Annotated in this window: 16 protein-coding genes; 8 read left to right on the forward strand and 8 right to left on the reverse strand. The window is 72.5% G+C overall.

The window, feature by feature from the left end; genetic code table 11:
- Positions 1 to 22: 22 nt before the first annotated feature.
- The 3 genes from ACIQMJ_RS23150 (at position 23) to ACIQMJ_RS23160 (ending at position 2,809) form a co-directional block, all read left to right on the forward strand.
- Positions 23 to 202, forward strand: a complete 180-nt coding sequence (locus ACIQMJ_RS23150) for a DUF7455 domain-containing protein (protein ID WP_015800348.1) — start codon at positions 23 to 25, stop codon at positions 200 to 202.
- A 140-nt stretch (positions 203 to 342) separates the two neighbouring features.
- The gene (locus ACIQMJ_RS23155; protein WP_499763093.1) at positions 343 to 684 is read left to right on the forward strand and encodes an RIP homotypic interaction motif-containing protein; all 342 of its coding nucleotides are present in this window, start codon (positions 343 to 345) and stop codon (positions 682 to 684) included.
- A 7-nt stretch (positions 685 to 691) separates the two neighbouring features.
- Entirely contained in the window at positions 692 to 2,809 is a 2,118-nt protein-coding gene (locus ACIQMJ_RS23160; RefSeq protein WP_499763094.1) for a tetratricopeptide repeat protein, read from the forward strand.
- Here the strand turns inward: ACIQMJ_RS23160 and ACIQMJ_RS23165 are convergent.
- The 5 genes from ACIQMJ_RS23165 to ACIQMJ_RS23185 form a co-directional block, all read right to left on the reverse strand.
- Complete coding sequence (locus ACIQMJ_RS23165) at positions 2,693 to 3,865, reverse strand: ROK family protein (RefSeq protein ID WP_499763095.1); 1,173 nt, start codon at positions 3,863 to 3,865, stop codon at positions 2,693 to 2,695. The genes ACIQMJ_RS23160 and ACIQMJ_RS23165 overlap by 117 nt on opposite strands.
- A 1-nt stretch (position 3,866) precedes the next feature.
- Positions 3,867 to 5,294, reverse strand: coding sequence for a sugar ABC transporter permease (locus ACIQMJ_RS23170; RefSeq protein ID WP_499763096.1), 1,428 nt, complete (start codon positions 5,292 to 5,294; stop codon positions 3,867 to 3,869).
- A gap of 37 nt (positions 5,295 to 5,331) precedes the next feature.
- Positions 5,332 to 6,105 carry an ATP-binding cassette domain-containing protein gene (locus ACIQMJ_RS23175; protein WP_499763097.1) on the reverse strand — a complete coding sequence of 258 codons (774 nt, stop codon included), beginning with the start codon at positions 6,103 to 6,105 and terminating at the stop codon, positions 5,332 to 5,334.
- Between the two features lie 124 nt (positions 6,106 to 6,229).
- Complete coding sequence (locus ACIQMJ_RS23180; protein WP_499763098.1) at positions 6,230 to 7,366, reverse strand: sugar ABC transporter substrate-binding protein; 1,137 nt, start codon at positions 7,364 to 7,366, stop codon at positions 6,230 to 6,232.
- Positions 7,367 to 7,545: 179 nt separating this feature from the next.
- Complete coding sequence (locus tag ACIQMJ_RS23185; RefSeq protein WP_499763099.1) at positions 7,546 to 9,261, reverse strand: DEAD/DEAH box helicase; 1,716 nt, start codon at positions 9,259 to 9,261, stop codon at positions 7,546 to 7,548.
- A gap of 174 nt (positions 9,262 to 9,435) precedes the next feature.
- Between ACIQMJ_RS23185 and ACIQMJ_RS23190 the strand changes: the two genes are divergently transcribed.
- Positions 9,436 to 10,566 carry a YihY/virulence factor BrkB family protein gene (locus tag ACIQMJ_RS23190; protein WP_499763100.1) on the forward strand — a complete coding sequence of 377 codons (1,131 nt, stop codon included), beginning with the start codon at positions 9,436 to 9,438 and terminating at the stop codon, positions 10,564 to 10,566.
- A 6-nt stretch (positions 10,567 to 10,572) separates the two neighbouring features.
- Here the strand turns inward: ACIQMJ_RS23190 and ACIQMJ_RS23195 are convergent, their stop codons facing one another.
- Positions 10,573 to 10,821: a DUF3039 domain-containing protein gene (locus tag ACIQMJ_RS23195; RefSeq protein WP_141978007.1), complete on the reverse strand. Its 249-nt coding sequence runs from the start codon at positions 10,819 to 10,821 to the stop codon at positions 10,573 to 10,575.
- 31 nt (positions 10,822 to 10,852) lie between these two features.
- On the opposite strand from ACIQMJ_RS23195, the gene ACIQMJ_RS23200 reads away from it, so the two are divergent.
- Complete coding sequence (locus ACIQMJ_RS23200) at positions 10,853 to 11,761, forward strand: pseudouridine-5'-phosphate glycosidase (protein WP_499763101.1); 909 nt, start codon at positions 10,853 to 10,855, stop codon at positions 11,759 to 11,761.
- Entirely contained in the window at positions 11,758 to 12,642 is an 885-nt protein-coding gene (locus tag ACIQMJ_RS23205; protein ID WP_499763102.1) for a carbohydrate kinase family protein, read from the forward strand. The genes ACIQMJ_RS23200 and ACIQMJ_RS23205 overlap by 4 nt, the downstream gene beginning before the upstream one ends.
- On the opposite strand, the gene ACIQMJ_RS23210 is transcribed toward ACIQMJ_RS23205, so the two are convergent.
- Complete coding sequence (locus tag ACIQMJ_RS23210; protein ID WP_073895278.1) at positions 12,624 to 12,938, reverse strand: DUF3099 domain-containing protein; 315 nt, start codon at positions 12,936 to 12,938, stop codon at positions 12,624 to 12,626. The genes ACIQMJ_RS23205 and ACIQMJ_RS23210 overlap by 19 nt on opposite strands.
- 118 nt (positions 12,939 to 13,056) lie before the next feature.
- Between ACIQMJ_RS23210 and ACIQMJ_RS23215 the strand changes: the two genes are divergently transcribed.
- A complete protein-coding gene (locus ACIQMJ_RS23215; protein WP_499763103.1) occupies positions 13,057 to 14,550 on the forward strand; it encodes a PucR family transcriptional regulator in 1,494 nt (497 codons plus the stop codon).
- Here the strand turns inward: ACIQMJ_RS23215 and ACIQMJ_RS23220 are convergent.
- Positions 14,540 to 15,229, reverse strand: a complete 690-nt coding sequence (locus ACIQMJ_RS23220; RefSeq protein WP_499763104.1) for a TetR/AcrR family transcriptional regulator C-terminal domain-containing protein — start codon at positions 15,227 to 15,229, stop codon at positions 14,540 to 14,542. The two genes, ACIQMJ_RS23215 and ACIQMJ_RS23220, sit on opposite strands and share 11 nt — an antisense overlap.
- A 49-nt stretch (positions 15,230 to 15,278) precedes the next feature.
- Between ACIQMJ_RS23220 and ACIQMJ_RS23225 the strand changes: the two genes are divergently transcribed.
- The gene (locus tag ACIQMJ_RS23225) at positions 15,279 to 15,524 is read left to right on the forward strand and encodes a hypothetical protein (RefSeq protein WP_499763105.1); all 246 of its coding nucleotides are present in this window, start codon (positions 15,279 to 15,281) and stop codon (positions 15,522 to 15,524) included.
- Positions 15,525 to 15,733 lie beyond the last annotated feature (209 nt).

A 15,733-nucleotide genomic window follows, 5' to 3' on the forward strand; every position in this document is an offset into this window, starting at 1 on the left:
GCCGGGACGGAGGGAGATTTCCATGACTACGACGCTCACCCGCCCCGCGTTGACCGCTGCCGACCGCTGCGACCGCTGCGGGGCTGCTGCCCAGGTTCGCGCCGTGCTCCCCTCCGGGGGCGAGTTGCTGTTCTGCGGGCACCACGCCCGTGAGCACAGCACCAAGCTGCGTGAGCTCGCTGCCGAGTTGCAGCAGGGCTGAACACCACGAGTCCCGGCAGGGACTCGTAGCACCCTAGCCGTCCGGGGCGGGGATCCGAGAGGATCCCCGCCCCCCTCATTTTTCCGGCGTACCCACCCACCGTCGGGTCGGCGATACTCGTCGTGACGGAGGGGGTGCCGGTGATCGAGTCGGTTGATCTCGTGGTGGCGGCGTTGGCCGCGGGTGCGACGGCGGGTGTGACGGACACGGCGTCGACCGCGGTGAAGGACGCCTACCAGGGTTTGAAGTCGCTGACGCGCCGGGCTTTGCGCCGCGGCGGGACCGACGAGGAGCCCGCCGATCCGGAGGAGTTGCGGGCGGCGCTGGTCGCGGCGGACGTCGACGCGGACGCCGAGCTGGTCGCCGCCGCACGCGCGGTGCTGAAGCTGACCGGCCGGGCGGACGCGTTCCACGTGCACGACAACCAGGGCGTGCAGATCGGCGACAACAACACCATGACGCTGCACTTCGGCCGCGAGTAGCCGTCCCGTGGACATCCGCGGCAACGTCGGCGTGCAGATCGGCGACGGGAACGCGCAGCACCTCCACCTGCCGCCGCGGCCACCGGTCCGGTGGCCCGTGCGGGTCGGCGTCCCGCCGCCGCTCGCCGACCGCTACCAGCGCCGCGACGCCGAGTCGGCGGTGGCGGAGACGTCCGCGGTGCTGTCCGGTTCGGGCGGTGTGGGCAAGTCGCAGGTGGCGGCGCGGCACGCGCACTCGGTGTGGCGGGACGGGTCGGTCGACCTGGCGCTGTGGCTCACCGCCGGCACGCGGTCCGCCGTGATCAGCGGTTACGCCGACGCGGCCGACCGGGTGCTGCGCGATCCCCCGCGCGGTCCGGAGGACGCGGCGGCGGCTTTCCAGGCGTGGCTCGCCTCCACTCACCGGCGGTGGCTGATCGTCCTGGACGACGTGCAGGACCCGGCGGACCTCAGGGGCTTGTGGCCGCCGACCACCCCGACCGGCCACGTCGTGGTGACGACCCGCCGCCGCGACGCCGCGCTGGTCCGCGACGACCGCCGGGTGGTCGAGGTCGGCGTGTTCACCGAGGCGGAGTCGGTGGCCTACCTGACCGCGAAGCTCCCGGGGCACGACCAGCTCCGCGAACTGGCCGGTGACCTGGGCCACCTGCCGCTGGCCCTGGCGCAGGCGGCGGCGTTCATCGCGGACAAGCCGCTGCTGGCGGTCGCCGGCTACCGCGCCCGCCTGGCGGACCGCCGCCGCACGCTGGCGCAGGTCATGCCAACGGAGCGCGAGCTGCCGGACGAGCACCGCGACACCGTGGCGGCGACCTGGTCGCTGTCCGTCGAACGCGCCGACAGCCTCCGCCCGGAAGGGCTCTCCCGACCGTTGTTGGAGTTCATCAGCCTGCTCGACCCGGCGGGCACGCCGGTCACCGTGCTCACGCAGGCCAACGTCCTGGCGCACCTGGGGGTGGACGCCGAGGCCGTCGCGGACGCGCTGGCGTGCCTGCACCGCCTCAGCCTCGTCACCGTGGACGCCAGGGCCGTCCGAGCGCACGCCCTGCTGCAACGCGCCGTCCGCGACACCATCGACCCGGAGCGGCTCACCCTCCTGGCCCACCTCGCGGCGGACGCGCTCCTGCTGGCCTGGCCCGCGCACGAGACCGACAGCGCGCTGACCGCGTCACTCCGATCCGTCACGAACGCCCTGCACGCCAACACCACGCCGGCGCTCTGGGAACCGCGGGCGCACGCGGTCCTGTTCCACAAGGGCAAGTCGCTGGGCGAGGCGGGCCTGGCAGCCGAGGCCGTCGCGCACTTCCGGGAACTGCGGCGGCAGGCGGAGCACCACCTGGGCGCCGATCACCACGACACCCTCCACGCGGGCCACGAAGTCGCGTTCTTCACCAGACGGGCGGGTGGGGACGCCGAGGCGGTCGCGGAGTACGAGCGCCTGGTGGTGGACTCGGCGCGCGTCTTCGGCCCGGACCACCGCGACACGCTGGCCGTCCGCAACAACCTCGCGATGGCGCGGACGACGAGATCCGACGCGATCGCGGAGCTGGCGGCCCTGCTCGCCGACCAGCTCCGGGTCCTGGGCCCGGACGACCGCGACACCCTCACGACCCGCGGCAACCTCGCGATGGCGCGCGCCGAGGCGGGTGACCGGACCGAGGCGATCGTCGAGCTGGACGAGGTCCTGGCCGGTCTCCTGCGGACGGTCGGCCCCGACCACGCGAGAACCCTGACCGTCCGCCAGGACCTCGCCCTGTGGCGGGGTGGCGCGGGCGACGTGCCGCACGCCGTCGCCGAGCTGGCCCGGGTGGCGGAGGACCGCCGTCGCGTCCTCGGCCCGGACCACCCCGACACCCTGCGCACCCGCTACCGGTCGGCGCAGTGGCGGGCGCTGGGCGGCGACGTCGCGGCCGCGCTCGCCGGGTTCCGGGACCTGCTGGAGGACCAGCTCCGGGTCCTCGGCCCCGATCACCCCGACGTGGCGGTCACCCGGCGAGCCGTGCGGCGGTGGTCAGATGTCGCCGAGGACGGGTTCGAAGGCCAGCTCGGCGGCGCCGATGAGCTTGGCGTCACGCCCCAGCGGCGACGAGACGATCTTGGTGCCGCCGACGGCGCGGGAGACCAGTGACCGCTGCTGCACGGTGCGGCGCAGCTGGTCCACCAGGGTCTCCGGCAGCGCCGTGAACAGGTCGCCCAGCACCACCAGCTCCGGCCCGAGCATGTTGACCACGGTGATCAGGCCCATGGCCAGCCACTCGGTGAACTCCCCCAACCGGTGCGCCACGCTGTCCGGCGACCCGGCCAGCGACCGCAGCTCGGCCACCACCGTCCCGCGCGGAGAGTCCTCGGGCAGGGCGAGGGCGCGGCACAGCGCCGCCTCCCCCACCTCGGTCTCCCAGCAGCCCTGGCAGCCGCAGTAGCAGCGCCGCCCGCCGGGCCGCACCACCATGTGCCCCAGCTCGCCGACGTAGCCGCCCGTGCCGCGCAGCGGCTGGCCGCTGGAGATCACGCCGCCGCCGATGCCGACGTCGGCGGAGATGTAGACCATGTCCGACGACCCGCGCGCCGCGCCGCGCACGTGCTCGGCCAGGGCGCCCAGCTCGGCGTCGTTGCCGACCTGGACGGGGACCTTGAGCACCGCCGAGAGCCGTTCGCCCAGCGCCACGTCGGTCCAGTGCAGGTTCGGCGCCTCGTGCACCAGGCCGTCGGCGCGGCGGACCACGCCGGGCACGGACACGCCGACGCCGACCGCCTGCACGTCGAGCTCGTCGGCCAGCAGCTTGGCCGAGTCGGCGACGTGCGTGATCACCTCGCCCGGGTCGCGGGACCGGTGGTGCAGGTTCCACGAGTCCCGGCCGAGGATGTCGCCGCCCAGGCCGACCATGGCCATCGCCACCTGCTCGACGCGGATGTCGATGGCCATCACCACGGCCGCGTGCGGTTGCGGCAGCACCAGCAGCGACGGGCGGCCGGCGCCGGAGCGCTGCGCCGGCACCCGTTCGGCCACCGCGCCCGACTCGGCCAGGCCGTCCACCAGGGCTTTGATCGTGCTGCGGTTGAGGCCCAGCTCAGCCGCCAGCGACGCCCTGGTGGAGGGCCCGTCCACGTGCAGCCGGCGCAGCAGCGCCGTTCTGTTGTGCCTGCGTACCTCGTCGGGTCGGGCTCCCGCGGTCGGTGTGCTCACGTCAGCGGACGGTGGACGCCGCCCGGCGGCGGGACAGCGCGTCGACACTCGCGGCCAGGAGCAGCACGAGGCCGGTGACGATGAACACCACGGCGGCGGGCTGGTCGAGCAGGCCCATGCCGTTCTGGATGATCGCGAGCACCGCGCCACCGATGACCGCGTCGCGCAGCTTGCCCTTGCCGCCGAACAGCGACGTGCCGCCGATCACGGCCGCGCCGACCGCCATCAGCAGCGTGTTGCCGCCACCGGCGTTCGGGTCGACCGAGCCGACCTTCGACGAGTAGACGATCGCGCCGATGGCCGCCATCGAGGAGGCGATCACGAACACGCTCATCCGGATCTGCGCCACGTTGATGCCGGCGCGGCGAGCGGCTTCCTGGTTGCCGCCGACGGCGTAGACGTGCCGGCCGTAGCGGGTGCGTTCGAGCACGAACGTGCCGATGACCAGCAGGACGAGCACGATCGGCACCACGAACGGCACGCCGGTGATCACCACGAGGTCGCTCTTGGAGCGGTTGAGCGTCAAGGCGTAGGTGGCCACCGCGCCCAGCACGAGCACCACGCCGACCTTGACCAGCACGATCGGGGTGGGCGACGCGACCAGGCCGCGGCGCAGCCTGCTGAAGTGGCGGCCGAGCACGACCGCCCCGTAGCCGCCGGCGGCGATGACGAACAGCGCCCACGAGCCCGCGGTGCTCAGGTTGCCGTTGGCGACGTTGAAGATCACGTCGTCGCGCAGGCCGAGCGTGCCGCCCTCGCCGATGAACTGGAGGATCACGCCGCCCCAGGCCAGGAACAGCGCGAGGGTCACGACGAACGAGGGGATGCCGACGCGGGCGACCAGGAAGCCGGTGATGCAGCCGATCGCGGTGCCGACGCAGACTGCCAGCAGCATCTCGACCCACGGGTTGGCGGGCACCCCGACCAGCGCGATGACCAGCGCGATCACCGACAGGGCGACGCCCGCCCAGATGCGCATGAGCCCGGCCAGCACGGCGGCCAGCGCCAGCAGTCCGCAGAAGAGGTAGAAGACGGTGTCGCCCATGCCGCCGAGCAGGTTGCCGCCGTTGATCAGGTGCAGCGCCATCACCGAGGCGGTGACGCCGGAGGCGGTGCCCGCGGACAGGTCGATCTCGCCCAGGAGCAGGACGAACACCAGCCCCATGGCGATGATCACGACGCTCGCGCCCTGCGCGAGGAGGTTGGCGATGTTGCCCAGGGTGAGGAAGGTGTCGGCGAGCGAGCTGAACACGATCAGCAGCACGACCACGCCGAGCAGCGCGGGCAGGGAGCCGAGTTCGCCGCCACGCAGCCGGGCCGTGTAGTCGCGCACCGCCTCGCCGGTGGACTGGGACGTGGTGTCGATGCCGAAGTCGGAGATCGCGCCCTGAGGGGCGTCCGGGGACGTCTCGCTGGTGGTGTTGGTCATGCTGCGTTCCTCGTCGTGGGTGCCTTGCGCGGCGGCATCAGATGGTCGCGGATTCGGGTCGGGCGATGCCCAGGTCGCCGGAGCGGCCGGCGGTGATCAGCTCGACCACCTGGCCGTGGGTGACGTCCTTGGTGTTGACCTCGGCCGCCATCCGGCCCAGGTACAGACAGGCGATGCGGTCCGCGACCTCGAACACGTCGTTCATGTTGTGGCTGATCAGCACGACGCCCAGGCCCTGCTCGGCCAGCCGGCGCACCAGGTCGAGGACCTGGCGGGTCTGGGCGACGCCCAGCGCCGCGGTCGGCTCGTCCAGCAGCACGACCTTGCTGTTCCACAGCACGGCCTTGGCGATGGCCACGGTCTGCCGCTGACCGCCGGACAGCGACGCGACCTGCGTGCGCACCGACTTGACCGTGCGGACCGACAGCGAGGTCAGCGTCTTGCGGGCGGCCTGCTCCATGTCCGCCTCGTCGAGCATGCCCAGCTTGCCGCGCTCACGGCCGAGGAACATGTTCTGCACGATGTCGAGGTTGTCGCACAGCGCGAGGTCCTGGTAGACGACCTCGATGCCCAGGTGCGCGGCGTCACGCGGGCCGTTGATGTGGACTTCCTCGCCGTTGAACAGGACCTGGCCGGAGTCGGTGGGGTGGATGCCCGCGATGCACTTGACCAACGTCGACTTGCCCGCGCCGTTGTCGCCGACGAGGGCGGTGACCTGGCCGGGGTGCACGTCGAAGTCGATGTCGTGCAGGACGTGCACGGGACCGAAGCTCTTGTTGATGCCGCGCAGCTCGAGGATCGGCTCGCTCACTGGAAATTCCTCCGTCTAACCCGTCTGAAGGGGTCCAACCCGTTCTCGGGTGCAGCCCCACACGTGGGTGGGCGCGCCGAGGCGGGGTGCGTCTCCCACACCCCGCCCCGGCGCGAGCCTTGACTTACTTGATGCCGAGCTCGGTGCAGACGGCGGCCAGGTCGCCGCCGCAGATCTCCGTCGCCTTGACGAAGCCCGCGTCCACGACCGTCTTGACCTTGTCCTTGGTGATCAGCTGCGCGGGCAGCAGGACCGACTTGACGTCGCGGTTGCCGGTGGTGTCCTTGGTGACGCCGGTCGCCATCTTGTCGGCGGCGGCCGTGTCGCCCTTGGCCAGCGCGGAGGCCAGCTTGGCGGTGGCCTCGGCCTGCTCGTTGATCGGCTTGAACACGGTCATGAACTGGTCGCCGCGCAGGATGGCCTGCAGGCCCTCCGGGGTGGCGTCCTGGCCCGTGACCGGGACCTTGCCGTTCAGGCCGTACTTCTTGAGCACGGTGATGATCGCGCCCGCGAGGCCGTCGTTGGCGGCGACGACGCCGTCCACCTTCTGGCCGTTGCCGGTCAGGATCTGCTCGAAGGTGGTGCCACCGACCTGGTTGTCCCACTTGTCGATCGGCTTCGACTGGACGAGCTTCAGGTCGCCGGCCTCGTACTTCGGCTTGAGGACCTTCTGCTGGCCGTTGTAGAACAGCGTCGCGTTGTTGTCCGTCGGCGCGCCCTCGATCTCGATGATCTCGGCCGGCTTCTTGCCCGGCGCGAGCGCGGCGAGGCCCTCGACGAGGCCCTGGCCCTGGAGCTCGCCGACCTTCTCGTTGTCGAACGAGACGTAGTACTTCGAGCTGCCGCCCAGGTTCAGCCGGTCGTAGTCGATGACCGGGATGCCCTGCGCCTCGGCCTTCTTCGCGACCGTCGCGCCGATCTCGCTGTTCGGCGTGGCGATGATCAGCACCTTGACGCCGGCGTTGATCATGCCGTCGGCGAGCGTCGAGAACTTCTGGACGTCGCCCTGGGCGTTCTGGATGTCCGCCTGGAGGCCCTCGGCCTCCAGCGCCTTCTTCAGGAGCGGCTTGTCGAAGCCCTCCCAGCGCGCGGAGCTGGCGGTCTCGGGGAGGATGACGCCGACCTTCGCGCCGCCCGAGCCGCTGTTCGTGTTGGTGTCCGAGGCGGGTGAGTTGCCGCCGGACGTGTTGGCGCCACATGCCGTCATGGCAACGGCGAGGCCGGTGCCAACGGCGATGAGAGCGAGGCTCTTGCTGCGCATCCGCCATCCCTTTCACGCAGGAGCGTAAATGTTGTGGCGCACAACGTATGCCGGGACAGGCGGTGACCGGAAGCACACTTGACCGGTAAAGTAGGCACGATGCGCTAACGGGCAGGTAACCGAACGGACATCTGACTACTCCTAATGCAGTAGTCGGTTACCTCAGGTCACAACAAAGGTCACCACGAGCGCAGCGTGGCGATCCGCTCCTCGAGCTGTTCGATGCTCGCCATGGCGGTCGGCGGGCCCCCGCAGTACTCGCGCAGCTGGTTGTGGATCTTGCCGTGCGGCTTCTTCGTGCGGTGGTGGTGCATGGCCACGAGCGTGTTGAGCTCCTTGCGCAGCTGCGCCAGCCGCTCCTGCACGCTCGCGGTGCGCGTCGGCGCGGGCGGCGGGGCGGGCGCGGCGACCTGGCGCTTGCTGGCCTCGACCAGCTGCTTCTCCTGGCGCTGCCGCAGCAGCGCGCGCACCTGGTCGGGCTCCAGCAGGCCGGGCAGGCCCAGGTACTCCTGCTCCTCGTCGCTGCCCGCGAACGCGGCCGTGCCGAACGACGAGCCGTCGTAGATCACCTGGTCGAGCTCGGCGGAGGCGCCCAGCGCGGTGAACGCCCTCTCCTCCTCGCCCGGCTCGTCCTTGACCTGGTTGGCCTGGGACAGCAGCTCGTCGTCCCAGCCGTCCTTCTCCCGGTGCGGCTTGCCCAGCACGTGGTCGCGCTGCTGCTCCAGCTCGCTGGCCAGCCCCAGCAGGACCGGCACGCTGGGCAGGAACACGCTGGCCGTCTCGCCCTTGGCGCGGGCGCGCACGAACCGGCCCACGGCCTGGGCGAAGAACAGGGGCGTCGAGGCGCTGGTCGCGTAGACGCCGACGGCCAGCCGCGGCACGTCGACGCCCTCCGACACCATCCGGACCGCGATCAGCCAGCGGTCGGTCGAGGCGGAGAACTCGGCGATCCGGCCGGACGCCTTCGGGTCGTCGGAGAGCACCAGGGTCGCGTCGTGGCCCGTATTGCGCTTCAGGATCTCGGCGTAGGCCCTGGCCACGGTCTGGTCGGTGGCGATCACCAGGCCGCCCGCGTCCGGCATGCCGCCCTCGCGCAGCTGCGTCAGGCGCATGTCGGCGGCCTTGAGCACCGACGGCATCCACTCGCCGGTCGGGTCCAGCGCCACCCGCCACGCCCGCGCCGTCTGCTCCTGGGTCAGCGGCTCGCCGAGCCGGGCGGAGAACTCCTCGCCCGCGCTGGTGCGCCACTGCGCCTCACCCGAGTAGGCGAGGAAGATCACCGGCCGGACGACGCCGTCGCGCAGCGCGTCGGAGTAGCCGTAGGAGTGGTCCGCGCGGCTGCGCTGCACGCCGTCCGGTCCCGGCTCGTAGCTCACGAACGGGATCGGCGAGTCGTCCGACCGGAACGGGGTTCCGGTCAGGCACAGCCGCCGCACGGCGGGCGTGAACGCCTCGCGGATCGCGTCACCCCACGACTTGGCGTCGCCGCCGTGGTGGATCTCGTCGAGCAGCACGAGCGTCTTGCGGTTCTCCGTGCGCACCCGGTGCAGCATCGGGTGCGCGGCGACCTGGGCGTACGTCAGCGCGACGCCGTGGTAGTCGCGGGAGGTCATCGCGTTGGTGTTGCGGAAGTTCGAGTCGATCGCGATGCCCGCCTCGGCCGCGGCCTTGGCCCACTGGTGCTTGAGGTGCTCGGTGGGCGTGACGATCGTGACGGCCTCGATCGTGCGATCGGCCAGCAGCTCGGCCGCGACGCGCAGGCCGAACGTCGTCTTGCCCGCGCCGGGCGTCGCGACGGCCAGGAAGTCCTTGGGCTTGGCGGCCAGGTACTTGGTCAGCGCGCGGCGCTGCCAGGCGCGGAGGGGACGGGTCGTGGCGACTTGCGGTTGCGACAACCTCGAACCCTTTCTGCGCTGATCAGCGGCCGTGCCGCGGTGCCGGTGCGGCGGTGTTGCGGTGGTGGACACGCAAATGCCCTCGGTGCGGGTGACCGTCGAGGGCATCGACAGCCTACCCGCTGCGGGCGCGCCGCACGGTCTCCGATGCCGCGAAATCACCCGGCATGCACCATGCTTGATGTTGCGATGGGTTCGCCGAGGGACGACACAGCACGCAGCGCGGGTCGCAAGGGACCCCTGCGCCTGTTGGCGCGCACGCTGTCGAAGGCGTGGGACGGCAGCATCTTCTCCGAGGCGGCCGAGGCGGCGTTCTGGCAGGTCCTGTCGTTCCCCCCGCTGCTGCTCGGGCTGCTGGGCAGCCTCGGGTACCTCGGCGACTGGTTCGGGCCCGAGGTCGTCAGCGCGGTCAAGGACCGGATCATCGCGACGTGCCGGACGATCTTCAGCCAGGACGTGGTCAACGGGGTGATCGTGCCCACCGTCGACCAGATCCTCACCACCGGCAAGGGCGAGATCGTCTCGGTCGGCTTCCTGATCTCGCTGTGGGCCGGGTCGTCGGCGATGTCGTCGTTCGTGGACGCGATCACCGCCGCGCACGACCAGTACGGCGTGCGCAACGAGGTGTGGCAGCGGATCTTCGCGCTGCTGCTCTACATGGCCAGCCTGGTGCTGCTGATCATCGGCCTGCCGGTGGTGGCGCTGGGCCCGGACCTGCTGCCGCAGGTGTTCCCGGACTCGTGGCAGCCGACGATCGAGTCGTGGCTGAGCGCGTTCTACTACCCGGGCATGGCGGTGCTGCTGGTGCTGGCCCTGGCGACGCTCTACAAGCTGTCGCTGCCGAACAAGCTGCCGTGGCACCGGCTCGTGCCGGGCGCCGTGCTGGCGATGGCGGTGTTCCTGCTGTCGTCCATCGGGCTGCGGCTCTACATCCGGTGGATCACGACCACCGGGTACACGTACGGGGCGCTGGCGACGCCGATCGCGTTCCTGCTGTTCGCCTACCTGATCGGGCTGGCGATCACATTGGGCGCCTACTTCAACAGCGCGTTGCAGGAGATGTGGCCGGCGCGGATGACGCGGCGGCAGCGCCGGCGGTGGCAGCGGCTGGAGATCGAGCGCGCCGCCGAGCGCATCCGGTCCGACGAGGTCAGGCAGACACCGAAGGCCGACCGCCCCCACACCGCGCCGTCACCGGCGGACGCGAACCACACCGTGCCGCTGCCGGTGGAGCGCCGGACGCGCGAGACGCCGGTCAGCGGGCACGGGTCGGGCCCCGGCGGGTCGACGCCGGGGCCTTCCTAGCGGGTCCTACTCGCCGCCGCCCTTGGGCAGGCCGTCGTAGATCTTCTTGCACTCGGGGCAGACGGGCGAGCCGGGCTTCGGCGACTTCGTCACCGGGAACACCTCGCCGCACAACGCCACCACGTGCGTGCCCATCACCGCGCTCTCCGCGATCTTGGCCTTGCGCACGTAGTGGAACATCTTCGGGGTGTCGTCCCCGGTGTGGTCCGTGCCTTCCGGCCGGGTCTCCACCTCGGGCAGAGTCTGCGTGCTCACGCGAACAGCGTACCTGGGATGATGGCCCCTCGTGAGCACGCCGAGCGTCACCGACGAGGTCCGATCCGCCCTGGCCGAGAACCGGCCGGTGGTCGCGTTGGAGAGCACCATCCTGTCCCACGGGCTACCGCCCGGCCGCAACCGCGAGGTCGCCGAACGGCTCGAAGGCGTGGTGCGCGCCGCGGGCGCGGTGCCCGCCACGATCGCCGTCCTCGGCGGCGTCCCCAAGATCGGGTTGACCCCCGCCGAGCTCGACCGCGTCTGCGACCCGGCCAACGACCTGGTGAAGCTGTCCCGGCGCGACCTGGGCGCGGCGTACGCGCTCAAGCGCGACGGGGCGACGACGGTCGCGAGCACGGCCGCGCTCGCGCAGGCCGCGGGCATCGGGGTGTTCGCCACCGGCGGCCTGGGCGGCGTGCACCGGGGTGCGCGCGAGACGTGGGACGTGTCCGCGGACCTGGACGTGCTGGCCACGACGCCGGTGCTGGTGGTGTGCTCGGGCGTGAAGTCGATCCTGGACATGGGCGCGACGCTGGAGCTGCTGGAGACCCGCTCGGTGCCGGTGATCGGCTTCGGCACGGACCGCTTCCCCGCGTTCTACCGGCGCGAGTCGGAGTTCGGCGTGCCGTGGCGGGTCGACTCGGCCCGGGACGCGGCGGCCGTGGTGGCGGCGCACCGGACCGTGCCCGGTTCGGCGGGCGTGCTGCTGGCCAACCCGATCCCGGTCGAGTTCGAGATGGACGCCGACCTGCACGAACGGCTGCTGTCGGAGGGCCTGGAGCTGCTGCGGGAGCGGAACGTGCACGGCAAGGAGGTCACGCCGGTGCTGCTGGAGCACTTCCACACCGCCAGCGGCGGGGTGAGCCTGGACGCCAACGAGGCGCTGGTCGTGTCGAACGCCTCCCTGGCCGCGGCGGTGGCCGTGGAGCTCGCGTCGTGACTTCGATCGTGGTCGTCGGCGACGCCGGGCTGGACGTGGTGGCCCGGCACGCCGGGCCGATCGTGCACGGCGGCGACTCGCGGGCGTCGGTGACCATCGAGCCCGGCGGGGCGGGCGCGAACACGGCGGTGTGGCTGGCCGCGTGCGGCACGTCGCCGGTGCTGGTCGCGCGGGTCGGCGCGGACTCGGCGGGGCGGCAGGTGCACGCCGAGCTGACGTCGGCCGGGGTGCGATGCGCGTTCGCCGTGGACACCGAGGCGGCGACGTGCTGCGTGGTCGTGCTGGTGGACGAGACCGGTCAGCGCAGCATGCTGCCCGACCGGGGCGCGAACGCCCGCTTCTCCCCCGGCGACCTGGACCAGGGGCTGCTGCGGGACGCCTCCCACCTGCACCTGTCCGGGTACGTGCTGCTGGACGCGTCGTCGCGGCCGGCCGGGCTGGCGGTGCTGCGCGCGGCCCGCGAGGCGGGGCTGACCACGTCGGTCGACCCGCAGTCGTCGGCGTTGATCTACGACGGGTTCCTGGACGACGTCCGGGGCGTCGACCTGCTGCTGCCCAACACCGAGGAGCTGGTGGCGCTCACCGGGTCCGCCGAGCCCGCGTCGGCCGCGGCGCTGCTGGACGTGGTGGGCGCGGTGGCGCTGACGTCCGGCGCGGACGGCGCGAGCTGGGTCGACCGGGACGGCGTGGTGTCCGTGCCGGCGGAGGACGTCGAGTGCGTGGACTCGACCGGCGCGGGGGACGCGTTCGACGCCGGGTTGCTGGCGGCGTGGCTGTCCGGGGCGTCACGCCGGGACGCGCTGCTCGGCGGGGTGCGCGCGGCGGCGCGGGCGGTGTCCGCGGTCGGCGCGCAGCCGAGCGGTCAGCCCTCGATGACGTGATGCGGGCGCGACTCGATCGCGCGGTGCTCCTTGACGAACCGGCTGGCCTTCTCCGCCTTGCGGGGAGGCCGGTCGTTCGCGATGAGCACCGCCATCCACGGCAGCGGGACCGACAGCACGATCAACGCCAGGGCCAGCCACCACGTCTGGTAGAAGACCATCGCCAGGATGAGGCACGGGATGCGCGCGCCCATCATGATCGCGTACTTGCGCTTGCGCGCGGCGTGCTGCTCCTCGTAGGAGGGCGCCGCTTCGGTGATGAGCACCGGTGTGCCGTCGCGCTCGGGACTGACCATGCCTCCATCGTCCCACCGCGTGGGCCGGACGGATACCTGCCCGGTGTGTTTTTGCTTGCTGCTTCCGCCGGGCCCCGCGACCGCCGCGCGGGCGTGCCGGTGACCTTAAGATCCCGTTGTGGTCGCCCTTGATCGCCTGGTCGACGTGCTGGGGAGCCTCGGCACGCACCTGAGCTGCGCGCCCCGGGGCCGGGGCGTGGACCTGCGCGGGGTGGCGCTGCACGACCCGGCGGAGCACACGGCCGCCGCCCCGGACGACGTGCTGCTCGGGTTGGGCGTGCCCTCCCCCGCCGCCGCGGCCCGGTTGGTCGGCACGACGGCCGCCGCGGCGGTCGTGCTGCACGGCGCCCCGCCGCTGGACGAGCGGGTGCTCGCGGCGGCGAAGAAGTCCGGCGCGGCGGTGCTGCTGGTCGACCCGTCGGTGCCGTGGGGGCAGTTGGCGAACGTCGCGCAGACCCTCGTGCTCGGCGGCCAGGGCTCGGGCGACCTGTTCGCGGTGGCGGACGCGATCGCGGCGGTGGTCGGCGGGCCGGTGACGATCGAGGACCAGCAGTCGCGGGTGCTGGCCTACTCCTACCGGCAGCAGGGCGTCGACCCGGTGCGGGTGCAGACGATCCTGGGGCGGCGGGTGCCGGAGGAGGCGTGGCAGGCGCTGGACGCCTACGGCGTGTTCACCCACCTGGCGCGGTCCGACGAGCCGCTGTTCGTGCCGAAGCTGACCGACCAGCTCGGCGGGCGACTGGTGGCGGCGGTGCGGGCCGGGCGCGAGCTGCTGGGGTCGGTCTGGGTCGAGGTGGACGAGCCGGTGGACGCGGCGCGGGCGTCGGCCCTGGTGGACGGGGCGCGGACGGCGGCGCTGCACCTGCTGCGGGCGCGGGCGTCGGCGGATCTGGAGCGGCAGGCCGAGGCGGACCTGGTGATCGAGGCGTTGGACTCGGGGCTGCCCGCGAACCTGGCCCGGCTGGGGCTGCCGTCGACCGACCTGCGGGTCATCGCCGTGCAGGCGCACGCCGGCGAGGGTGAGCACGGCGCGGCGCTGCTGGCGTTCTCCCGGGCGACGGCGGGTTTCGGCTGGTCGCGGCCCGGCCGGTCGGCGTTGTTCGGCAACGTGCTCTACACCGTGCTGCCGTGCGGCGACGACCCGTCGGCGGCGGTGGACTGGGTGCGGGCGCTGGGGCGCGAGCTGCCCGCGGAGGCCGTGGTGCTGGCCGGGGTGGGTGGTCGGGCGGATGCCGCGTCACTGCCCGCGTCACGCGGGGAGGCCGACGAGTGCCTGGCGCTGTCGGGCGGCGAGCCGGTCGTGTACGACCGGGCGTGGGCGCGGGTGTTGTTGCGGCGGTTGGCGGCGGTGGCGGAGGCCGGGCGGTTGCCGTCGCGCGGGCCGGTGGCGGACCTGGTGCGGCACGACGCCGAGCACGGCACGCAGTACGCGGTGACGTTGCGGGCCTGGTTGGCGGCCCAGGGCGATTCGCGGGAGGCGGCGCGGGTGCTGTCGGTGCACCCGAACACGCTGCGGTACCGGATGCAGCGGATGGCGGCGGTGACGTCGTTGCCGTTGGACGACCCGGAGCAGCGGCTGGCGATGGCCATCGCGCTGGCGATCACGCCGTGAGCGCGGCCAGTCCGCCGAGCAGCATGTCCAGGCCGAACTCGAACCGCTCGGCGGCGGTCTCGGCGGTGAACAGGGGGCCGACGGCGAGCATGTTGGCGAACGTGCCCGGCGGAAGTGAGGTCAGGTAGTCCCCCATCCGCCGGCCGCGGTCGGCGATCTCGGTTTGGTCGACCGCGCTCCACGCGCTGCCCTCGAACGCGAACGCCTTGGTGTAGAGGGTGAGGGCGTCGGCGGCGTAGGCGGCTCGGGTGAGCGGGAGGCCGCCCGCGCGCAGGAGGCTGAGCAGGGCTTCTCCGTGCCGCAGCGCGTTCGGGCCGATGGGGACCATGACCTGCCAGGCGACGCGGGCGATGCCGGGGTGCGCCTGCATGGCCGCGACCTGCCCGCCCAGCAGCTCCTTGACCTGGTGCTGCCAGCGGTCGGGGTCGGGCACGGGCAGCGGGACGTCCTCCAGGACGCGGTCCAGCATCAGCTCGACCAGCTCGTCCTTGGTGGCGACGTGGGCGTAGAGCGACGCCGGGCCCGTGCCGAGGGCTTGCGCGACGCGCCGCATGCTGACGGCGTCGAGGCCCTCGGCGAGCAGCACGTCCAGGCCGGTGCGGACGATCAGCTCCTGGGACAGGCGCGGCTTGACGGCCGGCTTGGCGGGCGGCGTCAGCCAGGGCGGGTCCTGCGTCATGCGAACACCGTACTTGACACGAACACCGTTCGTTCGGAACATCGTTCGAGTGACGAACACTGTTCGACCGAAGCCGATGATCGAGCTCACCGCGACCGTCGCCGCGCCGCCGGACGTCGTGCTGGCCCGGGTGGAAGCGGCGATCCGCGACGCCGGGGGCGGCCGGGTCGAGGTGGACCGCGCGCAGCGGGCGGTCGCCGTGCAGGGCGGGTGGTGGTACCGCGGCGAGTACGAGGTGGAGGCGACCGCCGACGGCACCCGCCTGACCCACCGCGTCCGCAACGTCGCCCGCTGAGGCCGCTGGGCCGTGCCGCTGGCGAACCGCCTGTTCCTCGGTTACCGCGCGCAGGTTTCTCGCACTTTCGGCGCGTTCGTGGCGGGCCTGAACGTTGAATTCGGGGGTCCTGAACGTTCGACTCTCGGGACCTGAGCGTTCGACTCTCGCGTGAGTCCTACGTTCGGAACGCGCGTGTCGAACGCTCCGGTACCCCGAGTTCGACGTTC

It is taken from the genome of Actinosynnema sp. NPDC091369 (genome assembly GCF_044757065.1).
GTDB lineage: Bacteria > Actinomycetota > Actinomycetes > Mycobacteriales > Pseudonocardiaceae > Actinosynnema.

What these genes read in the sequence shown, in the direction of transcription:
- ACIQMJ_RS23170 (WP_499763096.1), bottom strand. Translation starts at nt 5,294, where the DNA reads ATGACCAACACCACCAGCGAGACGTCCCCGGACGCCCCTCAGGGCGCG.
- ACIQMJ_RS23180 (WP_499763098.1), bottom strand. Translation starts at nt 7,366, where the DNA reads ATGCGCAGCAAGAGCCTCGCTCTCATCGCCGTTGGCACCGGCCTCGCC.
- ACIQMJ_RS23220 (WP_499763104.1), bottom strand. Translation starts at nt 15,229, where the DNA reads ATGACGCAGGACCCGCCCTGGCTGACGCCGCCCGCCAAGCCGGCCGTC.
- ACIQMJ_RS23210 (WP_073895278.1), bottom strand. Translation starts at nt 12,938, where the DNA reads ATGGTCAGTCCCGAGCGCGACGGCACACCGGTGCTCATCACCGAAGCG.
- ACIQMJ_RS23190 (WP_499763100.1), top strand. Translation starts at nt 9,436, where the DNA reads ATGCTTGATGTTGCGATGGGTTCGCCGAGGGACGACACAGCACGCAGC.
- ACIQMJ_RS23150 (WP_015800348.1), top strand. Translation starts at nt 23, where the DNA reads ATGACTACGACGCTCACCCGCCCCGCGTTGACCGCTGCCGACCGCTGC.